This is a genomic window from Janthinobacterium sp. 1_2014MBL_MicDiv, assembly GCF_001865675.1.
In the GTDB taxonomy this organism is placed as follows: Bacteria; Pseudomonadota; Gammaproteobacteria; order Burkholderiales; family Burkholderiaceae_D; genus Janthinobacterium.
The window spans coordinates 6,161,296-6,186,416 of record NZ_CP011319.1 but is presented as its reverse complement, the minus strand read 5'-3'; the positions used below and the strand labels follow the sequence as shown (position 1 = coordinate 6,186,416).

22 protein-coding genes are annotated in these 25,121 nt (G+C 64.6%); 14 read left to right on the top strand and 8 right to left on the bottom strand.

All coding sequences use genetic code 11. The features are described 5' to 3' along the window. Window positions 1-1,218, bottom strand: coding sequence for a hypothetical protein (locus tag YQ44_RS26870; protein WP_071325980.1), 1,218 nt, complete (start codon window positions 1,216-1,218; stop codon window positions 1-3). Window positions 1,219-1,474: 256 nt separating this feature from the next. Here YQ44_RS26870 and YQ44_RS26865 point away from each other — a divergent pair, with 256 nt between their 5' ends. The 11 genes from YQ44_RS26865 to YQ44_RS26815 all read left to right on the top strand — a co-directional run bounded on the left by YQ44_RS26865 (window position 1,475) and on the right by YQ44_RS26815 (window position 13,372). Continuing rightward, window positions 1,475-3,145: a methyl-accepting chemotaxis protein gene (locus YQ44_RS26865; RefSeq protein WP_071325979.1), complete on the top strand. Its 1,671-nt coding sequence runs from the start codon at window positions 1,475-1,477 to the stop codon at window positions 3,143-3,145. 24 nt (window positions 3,146-3,169) lie between these two features. Further along, window positions 3,170-4,618: an oxygen-independent coproporphyrinogen III oxidase gene (hemN, locus tag YQ44_RS26860; RefSeq protein ID WP_071325978.1), complete on the top strand. Its 1,449-nt coding sequence runs from the start codon at window positions 3,170-3,172 to the stop codon at window positions 4,616-4,618. Window positions 4,619-4,628: 10 nt separating this feature from the next. Beyond that, window positions 4,629-5,399 (top strand): sulfite exporter TauE/SafE family protein, encoded by a 771-nt coding sequence (locus YQ44_RS26855; protein WP_071325977.1) that lies wholly within the window; start codon window positions 4,629-4,631, stop codon window positions 5,397-5,399. A gap of 10 nt (window positions 5,400-5,409) precedes the next feature. After that, a complete protein-coding gene (locus tag YQ44_RS26850; RefSeq protein ID WP_071325976.1) occupies window positions 5,410-7,836 on the top strand; it encodes a heavy metal translocating P-type ATPase in 2,427 nt (808 codons plus the stop codon). A gap of 3 nt (window positions 7,837-7,839) precedes the next feature. Then, the gene (gene ccoS / locus YQ44_RS26845) at window positions 7,840-8,019 is read left to right on the top strand and encodes a cbb3-type cytochrome oxidase assembly protein CcoS (protein WP_071325975.1); all 180 of its coding nucleotides are present in this window, start codon (window positions 7,840-7,842) and stop codon (window positions 8,017-8,019) included. Window positions 8,020-8,233: 214 nt separating this feature from the next. Further along, complete coding sequence (gene ccoN / locus YQ44_RS26840) at window positions 8,234-9,661, top strand: cytochrome-c oxidase, cbb3-type subunit I (RefSeq protein WP_071325974.1); 1,428 nt, start codon at window positions 8,234-8,236, stop codon at window positions 9,659-9,661. Window positions 9,662-9,676: 15 nt separating this feature from the next. Continuing rightward, complete coding sequence (gene ccoO, locus YQ44_RS26835; protein ID WP_071325973.1) at window positions 9,677-10,291, top strand: cytochrome-c oxidase, cbb3-type subunit II; 615 nt, start codon at window positions 9,677-9,679, stop codon at window positions 10,289-10,291. Between the two features lies 1 nt (window position 10,292). Continuing rightward, window positions 10,293-10,493 (top strand): cbb3-type cytochrome oxidase subunit 3, encoded by a 201-nt coding sequence (locus tag YQ44_RS26830; RefSeq protein ID WP_071325972.1) that lies wholly within the window; start codon window positions 10,293-10,295, stop codon window positions 10,491-10,493. Beyond that, window positions 10,486-11,406, top strand: coding sequence for a cytochrome-c oxidase, cbb3-type subunit III (gene ccoP, locus YQ44_RS26825; protein ID WP_071325971.1), 921 nt, complete (start codon window positions 10,486-10,488; stop codon window positions 11,404-11,406). Before YQ44_RS26830 ends, ccoP begins: the two co-directional genes overlap by 8 nt. A gap of 3 nt (window positions 11,407-11,409) precedes the next feature. Continuing rightward, entirely contained in the window at window positions 11,410-12,792 is a 1,383-nt protein-coding gene (gene ccoG, locus YQ44_RS26820; protein ID WP_083412060.1) for a cytochrome c oxidase accessory protein CcoG, read from the top strand. Between the two features lie 55 nt (window positions 12,793-12,847). Then, the gene (locus tag YQ44_RS26815; RefSeq protein WP_071325970.1) at window positions 12,848-13,372 is read left to right on the top strand and encodes a FixH family protein; all 525 of its coding nucleotides are present in this window, start codon (window positions 12,848-12,850) and stop codon (window positions 13,370-13,372) included. 125 nt (window positions 13,373-13,497) lie between these two features. On the opposite strand, the gene fnr is transcribed toward YQ44_RS26815, so the two are convergent. Next, window positions 13,498-14,256, bottom strand: coding sequence for a fumarate/nitrate reduction transcriptional regulator Fnr (gene fnr, locus YQ44_RS26810; protein WP_071325969.1), 759 nt, complete (start codon window positions 14,254-14,256; stop codon window positions 13,498-13,500). A gap of 250 nt (window positions 14,257-14,506) precedes the next feature. Here fnr and YQ44_RS26805 point away from each other — a divergent pair, with 250 nt between their 5' ends. Continuing rightward, entirely contained in the window at window positions 14,507-17,581 is a 3,075-nt protein-coding gene (locus YQ44_RS26805; RefSeq protein ID WP_071325968.1) for a response regulator, read from the top strand. 95 nt (window positions 17,582-17,676) lie between these two features. On the opposite strand, the gene YQ44_RS26800 is transcribed toward YQ44_RS26805, so the two are convergent. Genes YQ44_RS26800 through modA form a run of 4 tightly spaced genes read right to left on the bottom strand, consistent with a single transcriptional unit; the run spans window position 17,677 to window position 20,632 of the window. Further along, window positions 17,677-18,444 (bottom strand): TOBE domain-containing protein, encoded by a 768-nt coding sequence (locus tag YQ44_RS26800; RefSeq protein ID WP_071326780.1) that lies wholly within the window; start codon window positions 18,442-18,444, stop codon window positions 17,677-17,679. Window positions 18,445-18,484: 40 nt separating this feature from the next. After that, a complete protein-coding gene (locus tag YQ44_RS26795; RefSeq protein ID WP_071326779.1) occupies window positions 18,485-19,180 on the bottom strand; it encodes a sulfate/molybdate ABC transporter ATP-binding protein in 696 nt (231 codons plus the stop codon). 5 nt (window positions 19,181-19,185) lie between these two features. Beyond that, window positions 19,186-19,857 carry a molybdate ABC transporter permease subunit gene (modB, locus tag YQ44_RS26790; protein WP_071325967.1) on the bottom strand — a complete coding sequence of 224 codons (672 nt, stop codon included), beginning with the start codon at window positions 19,855-19,857 and terminating at the stop codon, window positions 19,186-19,188. A gap of 16 nt (window positions 19,858-19,873) precedes the next feature. Then, window positions 19,874-20,632 (bottom strand): molybdate ABC transporter substrate-binding protein, encoded by a 759-nt coding sequence (modA, locus tag YQ44_RS26785; RefSeq protein WP_071325966.1) that lies wholly within the window; start codon window positions 20,630-20,632, stop codon window positions 19,874-19,876. Between the two features lie 141 nt (window positions 20,633-20,773). Between modA and YQ44_RS26780 the strand changes: the two genes are divergently transcribed. After that, window positions 20,774-22,006 carry a putative DNA modification/repair radical SAM protein gene (locus YQ44_RS26780; RefSeq protein ID WP_071325965.1) on the top strand — a complete coding sequence of 411 codons (1,233 nt, stop codon included), beginning with the start codon at window positions 20,774-20,776 and terminating at the stop codon, window positions 22,004-22,006. Next, a complete protein-coding gene (locus YQ44_RS26775) occupies window positions 22,003-23,472 on the top strand; it encodes a UdgX family uracil-DNA binding protein (protein WP_071325964.1) in 1,470 nt (489 codons plus the stop codon). Before YQ44_RS26780 ends, YQ44_RS26775 begins: the two co-directional genes overlap by 4 nt. On the opposite strand, the gene YQ44_RS26770 is transcribed toward YQ44_RS26775, so the two are convergent. Then, window positions 23,424-24,437, bottom strand: a complete 1,014-nt coding sequence (locus YQ44_RS26770) for a bile acid:sodium symporter family protein (protein ID WP_071325963.1) — start codon at window positions 24,435-24,437, stop codon at window positions 23,424-23,426. The genes YQ44_RS26775 and YQ44_RS26770 overlap by 49 nt on opposite strands. Window positions 24,438-24,651: 214 nt before the next feature. Beyond that, a complete protein-coding gene (locus tag YQ44_RS26765; protein ID WP_034752546.1) occupies window positions 24,652-25,014 on the bottom strand; it encodes a BON domain-containing protein in 363 nt (120 codons plus the stop codon). Window positions 25,015-25,121 lie beyond the last annotated feature (107 nt).

Below are 25,121 nucleotides of genomic sequence, written 5' to 3'. Positions count from 1 at the left end.
TTAGCTGTCCCAGGGCGGCGCCGCCGCCAGGCGCTGCGGGTCGGGAAAGTCGCGCACGCGATAGCGTACCGGGTAGCAATCGACTTCCTGCATCAGCTCGCCGCCGATGGCCAGCGCCTCGTGCCATGCCAGCATCTTCGTGACGCTGTCGCCGCCAGCCGCGTCGGGCACCACCATGGCAACGATATCGGTGCGCGGCAGCAAGGTGTCGACACCGCGCGTCCACGTCGCCAGCGACACCACGCCTTCGCTCTCCTTCGGCTGGAACAGCATGCAGGTAGCCACGAACACATCCTCGCCGATGCTGTCGTTGAGTTCATCCCATTCCTGCTTCTGCTCGCCATAGTGATGGGCCCGTATCATCGTTTGCAGGCGCGCCAGGGCCGCAGCAACGGCCCCGTCCGTGGGTTGGCAGGCGACGATTCTTCCGTGCCGTACGCCATACATGGCGGGCGACACGTGCCGGCCCTCGTCCTGCATCAGCTGGTCGGCCAGGGCGACCATCGCCAATTGCCCCGCCACATTGTGCGACGAGGCCAGCAGGAAACGCCCGCGCGTGGGGATCATCACCAGCGGCTCGCCGCCGGCACAGGCGCGGTACAGCAGGTCGGGCAGCAGCAGGCGCGAGGAATCGTAGGCATCGTGCCATTCGCCCATCATCAGCCCATCCCCAAGCGCCACGAAGCTGTGCGGCGTGCGCTCGCGCAAGTTGTCCATGGCCACCGCCAGCGCCTGCTCGAAGGTCACGCCCCATTGCGCCAGGGTGGCCTGGCCGATGGTCGACATCGACGCCTGCGTATCGTAGGCCAGCAGGATCAGGGCATCGTCGTCGAGGGCTTGCCAGGCATCGGCCACGGCCGGGCGCGGCGATTGGCGCAAGGCCAGCAGGCGCAGATAGTCGCCCTGGCTGCGGCTGCGGATCACGGGCATCAAGCTGTCCCGCGCCTCGGCAAAGGTCGCCGGCAAGCCCGGCACGTCGATGCCGGCCAGGTAGTTTTGCAGCACGTGCGGCCGCTGCTTGCGCGGCGCGGCGCAGTAATCGCGGTAGGCGTTGTCCAGGTTGAAAATCTGCTGGGCATCGCCGTCGAAGACGATGCGAAATGGCGCCGCCTCGTAATGGCATGCCCGCGCCGGCCCGCGCTGGCCGATCTGGCGCAGGACGAGGTCCGCAAAGCCGTCAGGCGTGGGACGGGCGCGGAAGAAATCGAAAAAACCCATGCTGCTCCAGTGATGACCGTACGAAAAAGATGATACCTGGCAAAAGAAATAGCCAAATTGATACTGTAAACGAAAACCTGCCATGGGGAAACCAGTACACGCAGTGGAGCCACGGCAAATTAGCCGAACCAATCTGGGGGATTTTGATCTACATCAATAAATTTGCGTAGGCGACTCCTTACACTGATCTCCGTTCTTGCAATCGTGCAAGTCTTACCCACCAATTACTTATTCAACTGATCAGGAAGCCGCGACCATGCGCCAAAATTTGCCAGTGACTAACCGTGAAGTCCTCGTCTTGGACGATCAGGCCATCGTGTCGAAAACGGATATGAACGGCAATATCGTGTATGTGAACCCCTACTTCAGCCAGGTCAGCGGCTTCAGCGAGGCAGAGCTGCTCGGCTCGCCACAAAACATCGTGCGCCACCCGGACATGCCGGCCGAGGCGTTTGCCGACCTGTGGGCCTCGATCCAGGCCGGCACGCCGTGGACGGGCCTGGTCAAGAACCGCTGCAAGAACGGCGACTTTTACTGGGTGCGCGCCAACGTCACGCCCATCCGCGAAGCGGGCAAGACCATCGGCTACATGTCCGTGCGCGTAAAGGCGGACAAGGACCAGGTGAAGGTGGCCGAGGAAGCGTACGCGGCCATCCGCAACCAGGAAGACGGCAAGATCGTCATCAAGCACGGGCAGATCGTGCGCCCCGGCCTGGCGCACCTGCTGCACAGCCTGACGCACATGTCGCTGAACCTGCGCATCTGGGCCGCCACCTCCATCGTCAACTGCCTGCAACTGCTGGTGTGCATCATCAGCCTGTTCGCCAGCGGCGGCGAGATCACCAACTACGCCATCTTCGGCGCCACCCTGTTCGGCTTCCTGATCAACGTCTTCCTCTGGTACACCTTGCGCATGTCCGTGCTCAAACCGCTGGGCAAGGCCCTGAACGGCGCGCGCGCGATCGCCGCCGGCGACCTGTCGGGCAGTTTTGAAACGGACAGCACGGATGAAGTGGGGCAATTGCTGCGCGCGCTGCAGCAGATGAACAGCAACCTGATCGCCACCATCCGCGACGTGCGCATCAACGTGGAAACCATGGCCGTGGCCACCAAGCAAATCGCCGTCGGCAATATGGACTTGTCGGGCCGCACGGAATCGCAGGCGGCCAGCCTGGAAGAAACGGCCTCGAGCATCGAGGAATTCTCGTCGACCGTGAAACAGAATGCGGACAATTCCGTGCAGGCCAACGAGCTGGCCGTGGCCGCCTCGAAAGTGGCCGTGCAGGGCGGCGAAATCGTCGCCGAGGTGATCACCACCATGGACGACATCAATACCTCGTCGAAGAAAATCGTCGACATCATCGGCTTGATCGAAGGCATCGCCTTCCAGACCAACATCCTGGCCTTGAACGCGGCCGTGGAAGCGGCCCGCGCCGGCGAACAGGGCAAGGGCTTTGCCGTCGTCGCGGGCGAGGTGCGCAACCTGGCGCAGCGCTCCTCGCTGGCGGCCAAGGACATCAAGCAGCTGATTGAAATTTCCGTCGGCAAGGTGGGCGCCGGCATGCTGCAGGTCAACCGCGCCGGCGCCACCATGGAGCAAGTGGTCAGCTCGGTGCAGCAGGTGACGGCCATCATGCAGGAAATCTCCATCGCCTCGCGCGAGCAGAGCATCGGCGTCGACCAGGTCAACCAGGCCATCGCCCACATGGACCAGGTGACGCAGCAAAACGCGGCCCTCGTGGAAGAAGCGGCCGCGGCCGCCACGCGCCTGGCGGAAGAAGCGGCCAGCCTGTCGCAAGCCGTGAGCCTGTTCAATTTCGGCAAGATGCCGCCGCCGCGCCGTGTCGCCATGCCAGGCGGCAAATCGGGCGCCGCAAGCGCTACGCAAGCCGGCAAGCCCAGCGGCCTGAAACGCCTGGCCGCCTAAACCTTTCAAGACTTAAAACATATCATGCCTACACTACTCAGCAGTGCTTCCGCCGAACTGGATGCGGTCGTCGAATTCGACCCGGTCATCATCGGCAAGATGAGCCAGTCCGGCCCCCGCTACACGTCCTACCCGACCGCCGACCGTTTCAACGGAGAATTTGGCTACGGTAATTTCCTTGAAGCCCTGGCCGCGCTGCGCATGCGCGGCGGCCGCCGTCCGCTGTCGCTGTACGTGCACGTGCCGTTCTGCGACACCCTGTGCTACTACTGCGCCTGCAACAAGATCATCACGAAAGACCGCAGCAAGGCCGCCACCTACCTCAGCTATCTGAAGCAGGAAATCGCCATGCAGGGCAAGCTGTTTGCCGGCATGAACCAGATCGAGCAGCTGCACTTCGGCGGCGGCACGCCGACGTACCTGAGCGAAAAGCAGATGGACGAACTGATGGCCCATTTGCGCCAGCATTTCGACTTCGCCTCCGATGAGGACGGCGAGTATTCGATCGAGATCGACCCGCGCAGCGTATCGCGCGAACGCGTGTTTTCGCTGCGCGCACAGGGTTTCAACCGCATCAGCCTGGGCGTGCAGGATTTCGACGCCGACGTGCAAAAAGCCGTCAACCGCATCCAGCCGGAAGCGGAAACGGTGGCCATCATGCAGGCCGCGCGCGACGCCGGTTTCCGCTCGATCAGCATCGACCTGATCTACGGCTTGCCGAAGCAAAACCTGGAAACGATGACGGAAACCCTGCGCAAGGTAATTTCCGCCAGTCCCGACCGCATCGCCCTGTACCACTACGCGCACATGCCGCACCTGTTCAAGCCGCAGCGCCGCATCCTCGACGCCGACATGCCCGACAGCGCCACCAAGCTGGCCATGCTGGGCCTGTGCATCGCCCGCCTGACGGCGGCCGGCTATGTCTACATCGGCATGGACCATTTCGCCAAGCCGACGGACGACCTGGCCGTGGCGCAGCGCCAGGGCCGTTTGCACCGCAACTTCCAGGGTTACTCGACGCGCGCGGAAGCGGACCTGATCGCCTGCGGCGTGTCGGCCATCAGCTCCGTGGGCGCCGTCTACAGCCAGAATGAAAAGACGCTGGACGCGTACTACGAAAGACTCGACGAAGGCGTGCTACCGATCGCGCGCGGCATCAAGCTCGATACGGACGATTTATTGCGCCGTATCATCATCCAGATGCTGATGTGCAATTTCGAACTGTCGATCGCCACCATCGAACAGGCCCATCCCGTGACCTTCCGCAGCTATTTCGCCGCCGAGCTGGAAAAACTGCGCGAGCTGGCGCGCGACGGCCTGCTCGTCATCGAGGAAGACTGGCTGACGGTGACGCCGAAAGGGCGCTTGCTGATCCGCAATATCTGCATGGTCTTCGACCGCTACCTGACCCTGGCCCGCGCCAACGCCGCGCTGGACGCCGTGCAGCCGTTGCGCTACTCGAAAACCGTGTAACGCAGCGCCGATGAACGCCCTCAGCCTCGTGCCCATGTTCCTGGTCGGCCTGGCCGGCAGCGTGCACTGCATCGGCATGTGCGGCGGCATCGTCGGCGCGCTGTCGCTCAGCGGCGCTGCACCGGCACAGGCCGCCCGCCCCGTGATCGCCATCGCCGTGGCGCGCCCCGCATGGCAGACAACCTCGCACTCGAACGTGCTGCGCGTGCTCGTGTATAACGGCGGGCGCATCGGCAGCTACATGCTGGCCGGCGCCGTGGCCGGCAGCCTGGCCGGCGCCGGCATGCTGCACCTCGCCGCGCTGCAAGTGGCCGGCTACTGGCTGGCCAACCTGATGCTCGTCGCCCTGGGCCTGTACCTGATGGATGCCTGGCGCGGCCTGGCGCACCTGGAGGCCGCCGGCAACCTGATCTGGCGCCGCGTGCGCCCCTTATTGAAACCCCTGATGCCGATGGATACGCCGTGCAAGGCGCTGGCCGTGGGCGGGCTGTGGGGCTGGGTGCCGTGCGGCATGGTCTACAGCGCCTTGCTGACGGCCATGCTGCAAGGCTCGGCCCTGAGCGGCGCGGCCGCCATGGGCGCCTTCGGCCTCGGCACCCTGCCCATGCTGTTGGGCATGGGCTTGCTGGGCACGCGGCTGCGCGCGCAGCTGCAGCGCCGTCCCGTGCGCATCGCCAGCGGCGTGCTGGTGCTGGGCTTTGGCGTGCTGGGCTTGCTGCGCGCGGCCCATGGCGTATCGCTGGGCTGGCTCGACGCCCTGTGCGTCACGGGCCATCCATGAAGAGAAACGTATGAATGCTGTCCTGAAACCCGCCGCCTGCTTCCATTGCGGCTTGCCCGTGCCCGCCGGTTCCCACTGGTACGTCACCATAGGCGACGAGCCGCGCGCCATGTGCTGCCCCGGCTGCGAAGCGGTGGCGCAGACCATCGTCGACATCGGCCAGAGCGCGTATTACCGCGACCGCGACGAATACGCCGTCAACGCATTTGATGCCACCCTGATGCCGCCCGAACTGCATTTGTACAGCAATGACGACGCGCAATTCGCGCGCGACGCCAGCAGCTGCGAAGCGACCCTGTCCGTCGAAGGCATACGCTGCGCCGCCTGCGTCTGGCTGATCGAGCGCCAGCTGACGCGCCTGCCCGGCGTGCAGGCGGCCAGCCTGAACGTCGCCACGGAACGCCTGTACGTGCGCTGGAGCCGCGCGCAGTGCGAACCGGGCGACATCCTGCAAGCCGTGCGGCAAGTCGGCTATACGGCCTATCCCTACGATGCCGTGCGCCATGGCGAGCGCCTGCAGAAAGCCAGCAAGACATTGGGGCGCCAGCTGTTCGTCGCCGGCCTGTCGATGATGCAGGTGATGATGTACGTGGCGCCCGCCTACCTGGCCGAGGATGGCACGCTGGACGACAATATGGCCAGCCTGATGCGCTGGGCCAGCCTGCTGCTGACCTTGCCGGCCATCTGCTATTCGGCCATGCCGTTTTTCCAGGGCGCCTGGACCAGCCTGCGCGCGCGCACCCTGGGCATGGACGTACCCGTGGCGCTGGGCATCCTCGCGGCCTTCTGCGGCAGCGTGGTGGCGACGTTTACGGGCCGCGGCGAGGTGTATTACGACTCGGCCACGATGTTCATCTTCCTGCTGCTGTGCAGCCGCTATTTCGAATTACAGGCGCGCCGCAAGGCCGCCTCAGCCCTCGAGCGCCTGCAGCACGCCTTGCCCGCCTCGGCCTCGCTGATGGCGGGCTTCCCGGACAACCGCGCCACCACCCTGGTGCCGGCCGGCAGCCTGGCCGTCGGTGACGTGATTCTGGTCAAACCGGGCGAGGCGATCGCCGCCGACAGCGTCATCGTCGAGGGCACGAGCGCGCTCGATTTATCGCTGCTGACGGGCGAGAGCGCGGCCCAGCGCAGGAAAACAGGCGAACGGGTGCCGGGCGGCGCCATCAACGCCAGCGCGGCGATCATCTTGCGCGTGCTCAAACCGGCGCGCGAAAGCACCCTGTCCGACCTGTTAAAGCTCATCGAACGGGCCGGCAGCGGCAAGCCGCAGATCGCGCAGTGGGCCGACAAGGTGGCCGCCTGGTTCGTGCTGGGCCTGCTGCTGTTCGCCGGCGCCGTGTTCGCCTTCTGGAGCTGGCACGATGCGTCGCAGGCCTGGCCCGTGGCCATCGCCGTGCTGGTCGTGTCGTGCCCGTGCGCGCTGTCGCTGGCCACGCCGACGGCGCTGGCCGCCGCCACCGACAGCCTGCTGCGGCGCGGCGTGCTGATCGTCCAGCCGCATGTGCTGGAAACCCTGCACCGCGCCACCCACATCGTCTTCGACAAGACGGGCACCCTGACCCTGGGCCGGCCCGTGCTGCAGCAGGTCGAGGGCCTGGGCGGCATGACGGACGACGCCTGCCTGCAGGTGGCGGCCGCGCTGGAAGCGGGCAGCGCCCATCCGCTGGCGCAAGCGATCATGGATGCGGCCAAGGAACAGCCGCGCGCGCATGCGGAAAACCTGCAGGAAGTGCAGGGGCAGGGACTCGAAGGCGTGATCGACGGCGTGCGCTACCGGCTGGGCAATGCAGCCTTCGTCGCCGCCATCGCCGGGCCGCCGCTGGGCGACACGGCCGTCGGCGTGCAGGGCATGACGCCGCTGTACCTGGGCATGCAGGGCCGCTGGCTGACGCGCTTTTTGCTCAGCGACGCGCTGCGCCCGGAAGCGCGCGAAGTCGTCGCGTATTTCCACCGGCGCGGCAAGCAGGTCGTGCTGCTCAGCGGCGACCAGGAAGCGCTGACGCAAAGCGTGGCGGCGGAACTGGGCATCGGCACGGCCTGCGGCGAGTGCCTGCCCGATGAAAAGCTCGATTTCGTGCAGCAGCTGCAGGCGACGGGCGCCGTGGTGGCGATGGTCGGCGACGGCATCAACGACGCCGCCGTGCTGAGCGCGGCCGACGTCTCCTTCGCCATGGGCTCGGGCGCCGCGCTGGCGCAGGCGCATGCCGACACGGTGCTGCTGTCGAGCCAGCTGCGCTCCGTGCTCGACACGGCCAAAACGGCCGCGCGCAGCATGCGCATCATCCGCGAAAACCTGGGCTGGGCCACCCTGTACAACGTGACGGCCATCCCCGCCGCCGCGCTGGGCTTCTTGAACCCGTGGCTGTCCGGCGTCGGCATGGCCGCCAGCTCGGCCGTCGTCATCGCCAACGCCTTGCGCCTGCGGAAAGCCTGAACCATGGAAGCGCTCTACCTCCTCATCCCCCTCAGCATCGTCGTCGTCTTCATCGCCCTGTGGGTCTTCTTCACGGCCTCGGACGGCGGCCAGTTCGACGACCTGGTGGGACCGGGCTTGCGCGTGCTGCAGGACGACGACGCGACCGAGACGACGGCATCCGACGAAGCGCCGCACGCCTGATTGCGCCTGCCTGGCGGCGCTGCTTTCAGCCCCCCATCCAGCCCGTGTTGCAGGGATCTTGCATGGCTTTTTTTAGCTGAATCGCGTTTTATTTTGATGTCAGTTAACTACGCCTATTTCATCTGGGGAATTTTGATCCACATCAAAGTTTTTTAGCGGTCAAACACTTACTCTCTGGCCACCATCATAAATAGTAATTCCAGGGAGAGTCTTTGTGGATCAATCGCTGAACTATAACTACAAGATCGTGAAGCAATTCGCGGTCGCTACTGTGGTATGGGGCATCATCGGCATGCTGGTTGGCGTTATCATCGCCGCGCAGCTGGCATGGCCTGCCCTGAACCTCGACATACCATGGCTGACGTATGGACGCTTGCGTCCGCTGCACACGAATGCCGTGATTTTCGCCTTCGGCATCTGCGGCCTGTTCGCCACCTCGTACTACGTCGTGCAACGCACGTGCCAGGTGCGCCTGTTTTCCGACAAGCTGGCCGCCTTCACGTTCTGGGGCTGGCAAGCCGTGATCCTGGCCGCCGTCGTCACCCTGCCGATGGGCCTGACCCGCGGCAAGGAATACGCCGAACTCGAGTGGCCTATCGCCCTGCTCATCGCCGTCGTCTGGATCGCGTATGCGATCGTGTTCTTCGGCACCTTGATCAAGCGCAAGGTCAAGCATATCTACGTGGCCAACTGGTTCTTCGGCGCCTACATCCTGGCCGTGACGATTTTGCACGTGGTCAATGGCGCCGTCATGCCGGCATCGGCCGGCAAGTCGTACTCCGCCTACAGCGGCGTGCAGGACGCCATGATCCAGTGGTGGTACGGCCATAACGCCGTGGGCTTCATCCTCACGGCCGGCTACCTGGGCATGGTCTACTACTTCATCCCGAAACAGGCCGAGCGCCCCGTGTACTCGTACCGCTTGTCCATCGTCCACTTCTGGGCGCTGATCTTCACCTACATGTGGGCCGGCCCGCATCACCTGCACTACACGGCCTTGCCTGACTGGACGCAATCGATCGGCATGGTCTTCTCGCTGGTGCTGCTGGCGCCAAGCTGGGGCGGCATGATCAACGGCATCATGACCCTGTCGGGCGCCTGGCACAAGCTGCGCACCGATCCGATCCTGAAGTTCATGATCGTCTCGCTGTCGTTCTACGGCATCGCCACTTTCGAAGGTCCGATGATGTCGATCAAGACCATCAACTCGCTGTCCCATTACACGGACTGGACTGTTGCTCACGTGCATGCGGGCGCCCTGGGCTGGGTCGGCTTCATCACCATGGGTTCCATCTACTACCTGCTGCCGCGCCTGGCGGGCCGCACGCAGATGCACAGCACGCGCCTGGTCGACGTGCACTTCTGGGTGGCCACCATCGGCATCGTGCTGTACATCGCCGCAATGTGGATCGCCGGCGTGATGCAGGGCCTGATGTGGCGCGCGGTCAATCCTGACGGCACCCTGACCTACACCTTTGTCGAGAGCGTGAAAGCCACGTATCCGTACTACGTGGTGCGCGTGGCCGGCGGCCTGCTGTACCTGTCGGGCATGTGCATCATGGGCTACAACACCTGGATGACCTTGCGCGGCAGCAAACTCCCCGTCGCCCGCATTCCGGAACTGAACGCGGCGCACGCCTGATAGGAGCAAAAGCAAATGAAATTTTCACACGCATGGATTGAAAGAAACCCCTGGCTGCTGATCGCCCTGGTCACGGTGGTGATCAGCATCGGCGGCGCCGTCGAAATCGTTCCCCTGTTCTTCCAGAAGAGCACGACGGAGCCCATCGCCGGCCTGAAGCCGTACTCGCCGCTGCGCCTGGCGGGGCGCGACATTTACGTGCGCGAAGGCTGCTACAACTGCCACTCGCAGATGGTGCGCCCGCTGCGCGCGGAAACGGAACGCTATGGCCACTATTCGGTCGCCGGCGAGTTCGTCTACGACCGTCCGTTCCAGTGGGGTTCGAAGCGCACGGGGCCCGACCTGGCCCGCGTGGGCGCGCGCTACAGCGACGAATGGCACCGCACGCACTTGAACAACCCGCGCGACGTGGTGCCCGAGTCGAACATGCCGTCCTACCCCTGGCTGGCGAAGACCAAGCTGGTGCCGGACGAGATCATGCCGAAGATGCGCGCGCTGCGCCGCCTGGGCGATCCGTACAGCGACGCGGAAATCGCCGCCGCGCCGGCCCAGCTGCAGGACAAGACGGAAGAAGACGCCCTGGTCGCCTATCTGCAAGGCCTCGGTACATTAATCAAAACAAGGAATTAGCATGGCAATCGAAAACCTGTTTGACAGCGCCAGCAGCGTCATGACGGTGGTTTCCTTTACGACGTTCGTGGGCATCCTGTGGTGGACGTTCAGCCGCAGCAATAGCGACTTCGACGCGGCGGCACGTTTGCCGTTCGCCGACGACGCGCTCGACCATCCGGCCCCGGCCGCGCAAGCACAGGAGGAGCGCAACCATGGCTGACTTTACGAATGGCTTCTGGAACATCTACATCATCGTGCTGTCCCTGCTGGGCATCATCGGCTGCGGCGTGCTGCTGTACTCGCAGTCGAAAGTGAAAGTGGCCGCCGGCGCCCCCGCCGACGGCACCACGGGCCACGTCTGGGACGAGGACTTGAAGGAACTCAACACGCCGATGCCGCGCTGGTGGATGTGGCTGTTCTACATCACCATCGTCTTCGCGCTGGCCTACCTGTTCCTGTATCCGGGCCTGGGCAACTATGCCGGCAGCCTGGGCTGGAAATCGACGGGCCAGTACGAGGAAGAGCTGAAAAAGGCGGAAGCCGATTACGGCCCCCTGTTCAACAAGTACCTGAGCCAGGACTTGAAGACGGTGGCCGCCGATCCGCAGGCGCAAGCCATCGGCCAGCGCCTGTTCCTCACCTACTGCGCGCAATGCCACGGTTCGGATGCGCGCGGCAACAAGGGCTTCCCCAACCTGACCGACAAGGACTGGCTGTATGGCGGCGAACCTGACGTCATCAAGACCACCATCATGCACGGCCGCAGCGGCCAGATGCCGCCGATGGGCGCCGCCCTCGGTTCCGAGAAGGATGTCGAGAACGTGGCCCATTACGTGCTGAGCCTGTCCGGTTCCACGTCGGACCCCGTCAAGTCCGTGCTGGGCAAGGCCAAGTTCGGCGCCTGCATGGCCTGTCACGGCGCCGATGCGAAGGGCAACCAGATGCTGGGCGCGCCCAACCTGACGGACAAGACCTGGCTGTACGGCGGCAGCGCCGATACCATCATGGAAACCGTGCGCAAGGGCCGCAGCAACACCATGCCGGCCTTCAGCGACTTCCTCGGCGAATCGAAGGTGCACGTGCTGTCGGCGTATGTCTGGAGCCTGTCGAATCCGCAGGCGCCCGCGAAGTAAACAATGGAACCTCAAGTCATCAAGATGTATGCGGCCCGCGAGCAAATCTACCCTCGCGAGGCCAAAGGACGCTACGCTACCTGGCGATGGGTATGCGTTTGGCTTACCCAGCTCGCGTTCTACGGCTTGCCGTGGCTGACGTGGAATGGCAGGCAAGCCCTGCTGTTCGACCTGACCACGCGCAAGTTCTACATTTTCGGCGTCGTGCTGTGGCCCCAGGATTTCATCTACCTGGCGGCCCTGCTGATCATCTGTGCGTATCTGCTGTTCCTCGTCACGGCCATCGCCGGACGGGTATGGTGCGGGTTTTCGTGCCCGCAAACGGTGTACACGGAAATCTTCCTGTGGGTCGAACGCAAGATCGAGGGCACGCGCAGCGCGCGCATGGCCCTCGACAAGCAGGGCCCGTCGCTGCGCAAGACGGCCAAGAAGACGGCCAAGCACCTGGTGTGGGGCGCCATCGCCCTGTGGACGGGCTTTACCTTCGTCGGCTACTTCACGCCGATCAAGGAACTCGCCCATTCCGTGCAAACGCTGAACTTCGGCCCGTGGGAATGGTTCTGGGTGCTGTTCTACAGCCTGGCCACCTATGGCAACGCGGGCTGGCTGCGCGAGCAGGTGTGCAAATACATGTGCCCCTACGCGCGCTTCCAGAGCGCCATGTTCGACCAGGACACCCTGATCATCACCTATGACGCCAAGCGGGGCGAACCGCGCGGTGCGTTGAGCAAGAAGGCCGGCAACAACGACAAGCTGGGCGACTGCATCGACTGTACCCTGTGCGTGCAGGTGTGTCCGACCGGCATCGATATCCGCAACGGCCTGCAGTATGAATGCATCGGCTGCGCCGCCTGCGTCGATGCCTGCAACAGCGTGATGGACAAGGTCGACCGGCCACGCGGACTGGTACGCTACAGTACCGACCATGCGATGGAAAACAACTTCGACTCGAAGCAGATCCGCCAGCGCGCCATGCGCCCGCGCGTGCTGATCTACACCTCCATCCTGGCCCTGATCATCATCGCCGTGTGTACCTCGCTGGCCCTGCGCACGCCGCTGAAGATGGACGTCATCCGCGACCGCGGCTCGATGGGGCGCGAAGTGGAAGATGGCATGATCGAGAACGTCTACCGCCTGCAGATCATGAACACTTCGGAGCAAAGCCAGAGCTTCAGGATCAGCGTTGCCGGCTTGCCGGGCCTGACCTTGCTGACGCGCGATGAAGTGACCTTGCAGGCAACGGAAACGCTGGGCTGGCCGATCCGCCTGCGCGTGCCGCACGGCGTGGGAGAGAAGGGCTCGAACAAGATCACGATCGAGCTGCAGTCGCTGGACGACCCGTCGCTGCACGTGCGCGAAAGCGCCGTGTTCATCGTGCCACGTTAAGCAGGAAAGGCGGCAGGAATCCCCGTGTTCTTGCCGCCGTCACAAGGAGAAAACAATGTCCGACAGTCTGAAACTGCAAGCCCCCGCCGCGCCCTGGTACAAGCACCGCTGGCCATGGCTGCTGATGATCGGTCCCGGGCTGTCCGTCGTCGTCGGCAGCTTCATGGGCTATATCGCGTTTACGCAACCCGACGCGCTGGTGGTGGGCGACTATTACAAGCAGGGCAAGGCCATCAACCAGGACTTGCGGCGCGATACGGCCGCCAGCAACCTGGCCATGTCGACCAGCCTGGCGTACGACGTGGCGCAAGCACGCCTGACGGGTTCCGTGCACAGCTTCGGCAAGGCTTACCAGGCGCCGCTGCAGCTGCACCTGGCGCACGCGACCTTGCCGGAAAAGGATATCAAGCTGCTGGTGCAGCCCGACGCCATGGGCAACTTCTCGGTGGCGCTGCCGATGCTCGAGCGCAGCCGCTGGCAGGTGCTGGTGGAAAACAATACGCGCGAGTGGCGCCTGTCGGGCATCTGGACCTGGCCCGCGCAGCGCAGCATCGCGCTGCATGCGGACGAGGAACTGTAAGGCACTGCGCCGGGGAAAACCGTGGCGGGCGCCAGTGATGGGCGGCCGAGCAGCGCAGCTGTGCCGGTGTACAGCGCGCAGCGCAAGCCACAAAGCGCGACGCGCAGCAGGTTTTGACAGTGCCGTTATTTGCAGGTGTCGGTGCCGGCCGTAATGGCTTTTAATTTTGCCGGCTGCAGGATCTCGATCTCGCGGTTCGACACGCGCAGCCAGCCTTCCTTCTTGAACTTCGACAGCAAGCGGCTGACGCTCTCGATGGTCAGGCCCAGGTAGTTGCCGATTTCCTCGCGCGACATGCGCAACTGGAAGTTGCTGCCCGAATAGCCGCGCGCCTCGTAGCGCGACGCCAGGTTGACGATGAAGGCGGCAAAACGCTGCGTCGCCTGCATATTGCCCAGCAACAGCATCACGCTTTGCTCGCGCGTGATTTCCTGGCTCATCATGCGGTGGAAATGGCGCAGCAGGGTGGGCATATTGCCCAGCAATTGTTCCAGGCTGGAAAACGGGATTTCACACACTTCGCTGTCTTCCAGCGCCACGGCATTGCAGTGGTGGCGGTCGGCGCTGATGGCGTCCATGCCCAGCAGTTCGCCAGCCATCTGGAAGCCCGTCACCTGCTCTTCGCCGCCCGGATTGATCTGGTAAGTCTTGAAGTGGCCCAGGCGGATCGCGTACAGGTTCTGGAACGAGTCGCCGATGCGGAACAGCGAGGCGCCGCGCGCGACCTTGCGGCGACGGCCGATAATCTGGTCCAGCCTGTCCATGTCGCCCACGTCGAGGCCCATCGGCAGGCACAATTGATGCATGCTGCACGTCGAGCAGCGCGCACGCAACGCTTCCACGTTCACGGCGGGCAAGGCTGGAGAGAGTAGCGCTTCTGTCATGTCATTACCTTTTTGAAAATGCAATAACAAGTTTACTGCATAGCGCGCTTGCCTGTGCCATTTTCCCCGTCATTCACGCTAATTTCGCTGAATAAACGACGTCCTGCATTTAATTTTATGGCAACATCGTCAATTGCTGCTTTGACGGCGGGAATTTACGCGGCCGGCGCTTGCCAAGTTGCTGTATTGATAGGAAAATTCCTGACAGCATTATCTGCCGCCTGTCCCTTCGGGGACTGAAAAGGAAATCATGAAGCCTCTCGGCATTAAAGCAAAAGTCGCGCTGGCCACCAGCCTGACCTCGATCGCCATGATCGCCCTGGTCACCATGATCCAGGTCAAGCACATGCGCGACGATTTCACGCAAGTGCTGCTGGTCCAGCAAACGGCCCTGATCGAGCGCACGGCCGAAGAGCTCGACGACAAGTTGGCGATGCTGCTCGACATCATCACCCAGACGGCGCGCCACCAGCCGCCCGCCCTCATGGCCGACGCCGGCGCATTGCGCGAGTACTACACGCAGCGCGCCATGCTGGCCCTGTTCGACGACGTGCTGGTGCTCGACACGCAGGGCAAGGTGGTGGCCAACGTGCCCGAGGTGCCGGGACGCAACGGCACCGACGTGACGGACCGCGATTACTTCCATACCGTCATGCGCACGAAACAGGCGATGATCACGCAACCGATGCTGGGCAAGACCAGCCACTTGCCCATCGTGCAGATGGTCGCGCCCGTGCTGGACAAGAACGGCGCCGTGGCCGGCATCGTGATCGGCGTGCTGCGCCTGTACAAGGACAATATGCTGGGCCACCTGCGCACGGCCAAGGTGGGCAAGAGCGGCTATTACTTCATCCTCACGCGCGAAGCCGTGCCGCGCTACGTGCTGTACCCCGATACCAGCCGCCTGCTGCAGCCGCGCGCGCCGAACGCCAACCAGACCACCACGCAGCTGCTGAAAGAAGACGGCGAAGGCAGCATGGTCAGCACCAACAGCCGCGGCATCACGGCCGTCAACAGCTTCAAGCGATTGAAATCCGTGAACTGGCTGCTGGCCGCCTCGTTGCCCGTGGCCGACGCGTTCGAGCCGTTCAACGGCGTACTGTCACGGCTGGTACTCTGGAGCATCTGCGCCTCGCTGCTGGCCGCGGCCGTGCTGGGCTGGGTCACCGTGCGCCTGCTGTCGCCGCTGGTGCGCCTGCGCGACACCCTGCTGTCGCTGCGCGCCTCGGGCAACCGCTTCACCCCCGTGCCGGTGCAGCAGCGCGACGAGATCGGCGAGCTGACGGAAGCGTTCAACGGCCTGATGGGCGAGCGCGACCGGCTGCAGCACGAGCTCGAGGCGCGCGCGGCGGAGCTGGAGCAGGAGCGCGACCGGGCCGAGGCGGCCAACCGCGCGAAGAGCGATTTCGTGGCCAACATGAGCCATGAAATCCGCACACCGCTCAATGCCGTGCTGGGCATGGTGTATTTGCTCGGCAATACCAAGCTCAACACCGAGCAGCGCAAGTACCTGACCATGGTACGCGTGGCGGGCCAGTCGTTATTGGGCATCCTCAACGATGTGCTCGATTTTTCCAAGATCGAGGCGCGCCGCATGGATCTGTCTCCCGTCGAGTTCGACCTCGATGAAGTCATGAATACCCTCGCCACGACGATGACCATGAATGCCGGCGAGAAAGAACTCGAGCTGGCCATCGCCGTCGAACCCGACGTGCCGCGCCGCCTCGTCGGCGACGCCCAGCGGCTGCAGCAAATCCTCGTCAACCTGGCCGGCAATGCCATCAAGTTTACCGAGAGCGGCGAAGTGGTGGTGGCCGTCAGCCTGGCCGAAAGCAGGAACGAGCGGGCCTGGCTGCGCTTCGAAGTGCGCGACACGGGCATCGGCATGACGGCCCAGCAGCAGGCCCAGCTGTTTACGGCCTTCTCGCAGGGCGACCAGAGCATCACGCGGCGCTTCGGCGGCACGGGCCTGGGCCTGGCCATCAGCAAGCACTTGATCCATATGATGGGCGGCGAGATCGCCGTGGCCAGCAGCGAAGGCAAGGGCAGCCGCTTCTGGTTCAGCGTGCCGTTCGACGTGCTGGCCCTGCCCGCCGAGGCGCGCCGCACGCCGTCGCTGGGGCCGCTGCGCCTGCTGGTGGCCGACGACAACCGCACCACGCGCGAGCTGATCGTCAAGCTGATCGAAGCGTGGGGCTGGGCCGCCGACGAAGTGGACTCGGGCTTTGCCGCCATCGAGCTGTACCGCGAACGCCTGGCGCAGCAGCAGCCCTACGACGTGGTGCTGGCCGACTGGCACATGCCCGTCATGGATGGCCTGGCCACGGCCAAGGCCATCCGCCAGGCCGCGTCCGGCCAGCGCCAGCCCATCGTGGTGATGGTCAACGCCTTCGCGCGCAACCACCTGGAAGAAATCTCCAGCGCGGCCGAAGCCGACGTGGTGCTGATGAAGCCGATCACGGGGTCGAGCCTGTTCGACGCCCTGCACCAGGCGCTGATCGCCAAGAACGATGGCGGCGAGCAACGCATGCTGCAGCAGCCGCTGGGCACGGAACTGGCCGGCGTGCATTTCCTGCTGGTGGAAGACAATCATCTGAACCAGGCCGTGGCGCGCGGCATCCTCGAGCACATGGGCGCCACGCTGGACGTGGTGGGCGACGGCTTGCAGGCCGTGGAACGGCTGCGCACGGAAGCGCTGCGCTACGACATCGTGCTGATGGACATGCAGATGCCCATCATGGACGGCTTCAGCGCCACCCACATCATCCGCACGGAACTGCGCCTGCAGCTGCCCGTGATCGCCATGACGGCCGGCGTGCTCGCTTCCGAACGCGAACGCTGCATGACGGCCGGCATCACCGATTTCATCGCCAAGCCCGTGGTGGTGGAAGAGATGATGGACGTCATCCTGCGCCACCTGCCGAAACGCCCGCAGGCGCAGGCCGCCGAAGCGGCGCCGCCCGCCGATGACGAGGTGTTTTCCATGGCGCCGCTGATGCGCGTGATGGGACGCGACGCCAAGGGCCGCGGCGTGCTGCGGCGCATGGTCGAAGACGCGCTGAACAAGGGCATGACGCCCGTGCGCGAGGCGGAAACGGCCTTGCAGGCGGGACGCCACAGCGACGTGGCGCGCATCCTGCACGGCTTGCGCGGCTCCGTCGGGACCCTGGGCACGAAGCGGCTGATACGCGCCGCCTTCGCCACCGAGGAAGCCATCGATGCCGGCCGTTTCGACGCAGTGGCGGCGCTGCTGGCGACGGTGGGAAGCGAGCTGGAACAGGCGCTGGCGGCAGCGCGCGAGTGGCTGGCACGATTGAAAGAGTAGGTCGGATGAGCGCGCAGGCGCGTAATCCGACATGATCGGCCGACAATGTTGTCGGATCACGCGCGGCGTTGCCGCGCTAATCCGACCTACGCAATTTATGCCGGCACACCCAAAATCACGCTGGAGGCCTTGAAGATCGCCGTCACGCTGCTGCCGATCTCGATGCCCAGGTCCGTGCTGCTCTGGTTCGTGATGATGGCGGCGATGGTGCCGCCGCGCGGCAGGTCCAGCACCACTTCCGTGTTGACGGCGCCCGTCTGCACGCGCGTGACGGTGCCGGCCAGCTGGTTGCGCGCGGAAAAGCGCGCGCCCTCGCTGTCGGCCACGAGGATGATCGACGAAGCCTTGATCAGCGCGAACGCTTCCACGCCGGCGGCCAGGCCCAGGCTTTCGCTGCTGTCGTGCGTGACGATGGCGACGATCTGCTGGCCACCCGGCAATTCCAGCGTGACTTCGTCGTTGACGGCGCCCACCTTGATGTCGGCTACCTTGCCGAGGAATTGATTGCGTGCCGTGGTTTTCATGGCCATTCTCCGTATGAGTAAAAGATCGTCGGCGATGCCTTCCGCCTGGCTGCCCAGCTGGCGCAGATAGCGCGCATGCTCACGCTCGATGATACGGAAATTGTCGACCAGCTGGCGCCCCCTTTGCGTCAGCCGCGTGCCGCCGCCGCCCTTGCCGCCCGTCAAGCGCTCCACCAGCGGCTCGCCGGCCAGGTTGTTCATGGCGTCGATGGCGTCCCAGGCCGCCTTGTAGCTCATCTTCACAAGCTTGGCCGCCTGCGTGATGGAACCGCACTCGGCGATGGCGCCCAGCAATTCCACGCGTCCGGCGCCGCCCAGATTTTCTCCGCCCACCGTCATCCATACCGAGCCTTGCAGGCCGATTTCCGCTGCCGCCGATTTATCCAATGCGTTCACCCAATGCCTCTTCCATGCTGTCAATTTGTCCGTCGCGCAAGTAAAGCACATGTTCGCCCAGGATGCGCGCATCTTCCGGATCATGCGTGATCAGGATCATGGGCACGTCCAGGCGCTGCTGCCACTGGCTCAACTCGAGGCGCATTTTGACACGCAGGGCCGGATCGAGGGCGGCAAACGGCTCGTCGAGCAGCAGGGCGGCCGGTTCGGCCACGAGCGCCCTTGCCAGCGCCACCCTTTGGCGCTGGCCGCCGGACAACTCGTCGGGGAACTGGTGCGCCAGTTCCTGCAGGTGAAACGCGTCGAGCCAGTGCTCGACCTTGGCCAGTTTTTCGCGCGCGCGCGGATTGAACCAGCCGCGCGCCAGGCCAAAGCCCACGTTCTGGCGCACCGTCAGGTGCGGGAACAGCGCGTAGTCCTGGAACAGATAGGCGACATTGCGCTGCTGCGGCGGCAGGTTGATGCCGGCGGCGGAATCGAACAGGGTGCGCCCGTTCAGCCGGATATGGCCTGCGTCCGGGGTGAAGAGGCCGGCAATGGCTTTCAGGGTCATGCTCTTGCCGGCCCCGGACGGGCCATACATGGCGATGCGCTGGCTGCTGGACGTGCACTGCACGTGCATGTCGAAACGGCGTTTGCCGGAGCGCAAGGTGGCGCGGAGGTCGAGGTCGAGTTGCATGGCGGTCATTTGTGAGCGATGCGTCCCGGTGCCAGGCGGCCGGCGGCCAGCAGCACCACGATGCAGACGACGGAAGTGATCAGCACCAGCATGTTGGCCGCATCGTCCTGGCCCGCCTGCACGGCTTCATACACGGCGACCGACAGGGTCTGCGTCTTGCCAGGAATGCTGCCAGCCACCATCAGGGTGGCGCCGAATTCGCCCAGCGCGCGCACAAAACCCAGCAGCACGCCGGCCAGGATGCCGCGCCACGCCAGCGGCAGGGTGACGCGGAAGAAAATCGCCAGCTCCGAGATGCCCAGCACGCGGGCCGCCTGCTCGAGCTGGCCATCGACGGCCTCGAAGGCGGCGCGCGCGGGCTTGAAGACGAGGGGGAAGGCCACCACCGTCGAGGCGATCACGGCGCCTTGCCAGGTGAAGATCAGGTTGATGCCGAAGGTATCCTGCAGCCAGATACCGAGCGTGCCGCGCCGGCCCAGCAAGACCAGCAAATAGTAGCCGAGCACGGTGGGCGGCATCACCATCGGCAAGGTCAGCAGCGCATCGAGCAGGTTACGCCCAGGAAAGCGGGCACGCGCCAGCAGATAGCCGGTGCCGATGCCGAGCAACAAATTGAGCGCCGTGGCCCACGCCGCCACCTTCAGCGACAGGGCCAGCGCGGTCCAGGCGATATCCATGCGGGAACTTGGCTAACTATGGTTTCTTGAAGCCGTACTTGGCGAGGATGGCTTGCGCCGGCGCCGTCTGCAGGTAGCTGACGAAACGCTTCGCCTCGGCCTGGTTGGCGCTGTCCTTGATGGTGGCGATCGGGTACAGCACGGGCGCGTCCAGCGGCACTTCCAGCACCACATTCACTTTATCCTTCATGATGGCCGCGTCGGTGGCATAGACGAAACCCGCATCGACTTCGCCGCGCGCCACGTAATCGAGCGATTGGCGCACGTTTTGCGTGCCGATGGCCTTGGTCTGCACGGCGTCCCACAGCTTGGCCTTCTTCAGCGCGCCTTCCGAATAGCGGCCAACGGGCACGCTGGCCGGGTTGGCGATGGCGACGCGGGTCACGCCCTTGTGCGTCAGGTCCGTCAGGCTCTTGATGCCGAGCTTGCTGTCGTGCGGCACGATCAGCACCAGGCTGTTGCCGACGAAATCCTGGCGGTCGGCCGGCAATACGAGGCCCTGCTTTTGCGCCGCATCCATGGTTTCCTGGTCGGCCGAGGCAAACACGTCGACGGGCGCGCCCTTGACGATCTGCTGCAGCAGCACGCCCGAGGCGGCGAAGTTCAGCGAGACTTTGCTACCCGGATACTGCGCCTCATAGCCCTGCGCCGCATCCTTGAACGCATTCGTCAGGCTGGCGGCGGCCGAGACCACCACTTCGCCGGCCAGGGCGGACGAGGCGACGGTGGCAAGCAGGGCGGCGCCGAAGAATTGGGCGAGAGGGGTGAGGCGCATGGTCGTATCCTTGTAAAGTGAACGGTGAACAAGGAGCGTAATATACACTTATATATAACGTTCTGCCATCGCACAAGTCAAGACAGCACAGCATGCATTCCCTGATATACTGTATATAAACACAGTATATCGAGGTGAGCCATGGAATTGACGGACAAGCTGGAAATCCTGGCCGACGCAGCCAAGTACGACGCGTCCTGCGCCAGCAGTGGCGCGCCCAAGCGCGACTCCATCGGCAAGGACGGCTTTGGCGCCACCTCGGGCATGGGCATCTGCCACAGCTACACGCCGGACGGGCGCTGCGTCTCCCTGCTGAAAATACTGCTGACCAATTACTGCCTGTACGATTGCCAGTACTGCGTCAACCGCCGCAGCTCGAACGTGCCGCGCGCGCGGTTTACGGTGGCCGAAGTGGTCAGGCTGACGGCCGATTTTTACCTGCGCAACTACATCGACGGCCTGTTCCTCAGTTCCGGCATCATCCAGTCGGCCGACTACACGATGGAACAGCTGGTGCAGGTGGCGCGCGAGCTGCGCGAAGTGCACCAGTTCCGCGGCTACATCCACCTGAAAACCATCCCCGACGCCGATCCCGCCCTGATCGCGCAGGCGGGCCGCTATGCCGACCGGCTCAGCGTCAATATCGAACTGCCGACGCAGGACAGCGTGCAAGCACTGGCGCCGGAAAAAAGCGTGCACACGATCAAGCTGGCCATGGGCGCCATCCGCCGCAAGCTCGATGAAAAGGCAGAGGAACCAAGGTCGCCGCGCTTCGCGCCGGCCGGGCAAAGCACGCAGATGATCGTCGGCGCCGACGCCAGCGACGACCAGCAGATCCTCTCCACGGCCGAGACCCTGTACGGCAGCTACAAGCTCAAGCGCGTGTACTACTCGGCCTTCAGCCCCATCCCCGACAGCCCGAAAAGCGTGCCGCTGGCGCCGCCGCCGATGCTGCGCGAACACCGGCTGTACCAGGCCGATTTTTTGCTGCGCAGCTATGGTTTCCAGGCCAGCGAACTGCTGCCGGCAACGGGCGGCAACCTGGCGCTCGATATCGACCCCAAGCTGGCGTGGGCGCTGGCGCACCGCGAACATTTTCCGCTGGACTTGAACCGCGCGGCGCAGCACATGATCGCGCGCGTGCCCGGCATCGGCTTGCGCAACGCACAGCGCATCGTCGACCTGCGCCGGCTGCGGCAAGTGCGCTACGCCGACCTGTCGCGCCTGCGCTGCAGCATGAAGAAAATCGCGCCCTTCATCATCACGGCCGATTATTTCCCCGCGCGCGACACCACGGCTTCCGAACACCTGCGCCAGGCCATGGCGGAAGCGCCGCGGCAGATGCATTTGTGGCCGGAATTGCAGGCAGCATGAACGCCGTGGCGCGGCTGGCACAGTCGTTCGACGAGTGGCGCGCGGCCGCCCGCGAATTGATCGCGCGCAAAGTGCCACCTGCCGATGTCGCCTGGCACGCACAAGCGGGCGATGGCGACCTGTTTTCGTCCGCCCCCGCGCCTGCCGACGCTGTCATGTCGGCGCCCGCCTTGCGCCTGCCGCGCCAGCTGGTGGAACTGCTGGAAGCGGCCGCCTGTTTCAACGCCGCCGACCGCTGGGCCTTTCTGTACCAGGTGCTGTGGCGCTGGCAGCTGGGCCAGCACGACGTACTGTCTCCCGCCGATGCGGACGGCGCGCGCCTGCACGCCATGGCCAAGGCCGTGCGCCGCGAAGAGCACGACATGCAGGCCTATGTACGCTTCAGGGAACGCGACGAAGCGGCTGGCGCGCCGCGCTTCGTCGCCTGGTTCGAGCCCGCGCACGAGGTGCTGCCGCAAGTGGCGCGCCACTTTGCGCGCCGCATGGGCGCCATCAGCTGGCTGATCGCCACGCCCCGGGCCAGCATGCTGTGGGATGGCGCCACCCTGCATGCGGGACCGGCGCTGCTGCGTGGCGCGGCCGACATCGACGATGCGGGCGAAGCCCTGTGGCTGACCTACTACCGCAGCATCTTCAACCCCGCGCGCGTGAATGCCGGCTTGCTGCACAGCCATATCCCCTCGCGCTTCTGGAAGAACCTGCCGGAAGGCGCCATCGTGCCCGCCATGCTGAGCGGCGCCGCCAACGGCGAACGGCGCACGGGCCAGACGGCCAGCGTGGGCCAGCGCAGCGGCGCGACCATGATCCCGATCTCCGCCGAACGCGCCCAGCCCGCGCGCGACCTGCCCACCACCCTGGACCAGTGCCGCCGCTGCGAACTGTGGAAGACCGCCACGCAAGCCGTGCACGGCACGGGGCCGGAACAGGCGCGCATCATGCTCATCGGCGAGCAGCCGGGCGACCAGGAAGACCTGGCGGGCCTGCCGTTTGTCGGCCCGGCCGGCGCGCTGCTGCAGCAAGCCATGCATGAAGCGGGCATGGCGCGCGACAGCGTGTATCTGACCAATGCCGTCAAGCATTTCAAGTGGGAACCGCGCGGCAAGCGCCGCCTGCACAAGACGCCCGCGCAGCGCGAAATCCTCGCCTGCCATGGCTGGCTGGAACAGGAACTGGCAAGCGTGAAACCGCAGGTGATCGTGGCGCTGGGCAGCACGGCATTGAAGGCGCTATTGCAAGATGGCGCGGCGAGCATGACACCGCTGATCGGCACGCCCGTCTTGCACGACGGGCGCTGGGTGATTACCGTATATCACCCCGCGTATGTGCTGCGCGCGCCCGATGCGGCAAGCCGGCGCCAGGCTTACGCAGTGATCGTGGCGGGGCTGCGGCAGGCGCTGCTGCTAGGGCAGGATAGCCATCACAGCGTCGAGGCCGGCACTTCCTGCCCCTCGTCGCGCCGCGCATAGCGTTGCGCGATCACGGCGCAGATCATCAGCTGGATCTGGTGGAACAGCATCAGCGGCAGGATCACCATGCCCAGCGAGCGCGTGGAGAACAGCACCTTGGCCATCGGCACGCCGCTGGCCAGGCTTTTCTTCGAGGCGCAAAAGACGATGGCGATCTCGTCTTCCTTGTTGAAGCCCAGGCGGCGGCTGACGAAGGTGGCGATGCCCAGCACCAGCGCCAGCAGCAGGATGCTGATCAGGCCCAGCGCCACCAGGGTTTCCACCGAAATCGTGTGCCACAGGCCTTCGCTGACGGCTTCGCTGAAGGCCGTGTAGACGACCAGCAGGATGGAACCCTGGTCGACGTATTTCAAGGTGGCCTTGTGGCGGTCGACCCAGCGCCCGATCCAGCGGCGCAGGAACTGGCCGGCCAGGAACGGCAGCAGCAGTTGCATGACGATGGACAGCACGGCGTCGACCGAGGACTTGCTTTCCGCACCCTTGGCCACCAGCAAGCCCACCAGGATGGGGGCGAGGAAGATGCCGATGAAGTTCGAGGCCGAGGCGCTGCAGATGGCGGCCGGCACATTGCCACGCGCCATGGCCGTCATGGCGATCGACGATTGCACGGTCGACGGCAGGGCGCACAGGAACAAAATGCCCATGTACAGGTCGGGCGTGAGGAAGGTCAGCGCCAGCGGGCGCAGGGCCAGGCCGAGCAGGGGGAACAGGACGAAGGTGCTGGCCAGCACCAGCAGGTGCAGACGCCAGTGCATGGCGCCGGCCACCACGGCTTCGCGCGACAGCTTGGCGCCGTGCAGGAAGAACAGGGCGCCGATGGCGACGGTGGTGATATTGCCGAACACCACGGCCGTCTGGCCCGTGCAGGGCAGGAAACTGGCCAGCGCCACGGTGACGAGCAGGGCGATGGTGAAAGAGTCGGGTTTCAGATTGCGCAACAGGGCAGCGGGAGAGAAAGAAGACATGCAGTAGCCTGGTAGCGGCGCAGCCGTGCAGCACTGTGCCGTGGATGACAAACAGCGCCAGGAGCGGCGCCAGTGCTGGCTATTCTACCTGCATTGTCCGGTTCCTTGCCCAGCTCCTTGCCTGGCGGTATGACTTCCCGTGCAAACCGGGCGGGCAAAAAAAATGCCCTGTCCGCAGACAGGGCAACCCGGAGTAAAGTACAGCGCGAGGGAATTAACCGGCGGCTTTGACTTTCAGCTCGTTCTTGATTTCTTTCACGCCGCTCACGGAAGCGACGATCTGCACGACGCGGTCACCCGCTTCGGCGCTCGGCACGTCGCCCGACAGGACCACGACGCCTTGCTGGGTTGCTACCTTGACTGGCAGGGCAGCGGCTTGCGCATCGGCGCTCAGGGCGGCCTTGGCCGAGGAAGTGATGGTTTCATCAGGCACGGCAGCGGCGGCATTCGCGGCAACCACGGTGTCAGCAGGAGCTTGTGCTTTTGGTGCGGAGTCAGCTGCATGCGAAGCGGTGATCGAGGCGCCCGACAGTACGATAGCGGCAACCAGGGTATTGAACAGTTTCGATGTTTGCATGGTAGTTCCTCTCAATGAAGTTAAAAGCTTCTTACTTGGATAAAGCAACACTTTGAAGCGTTACATCTACCCATACAGCAAGCACCGTGCCAGCTTTTAAAACCCAT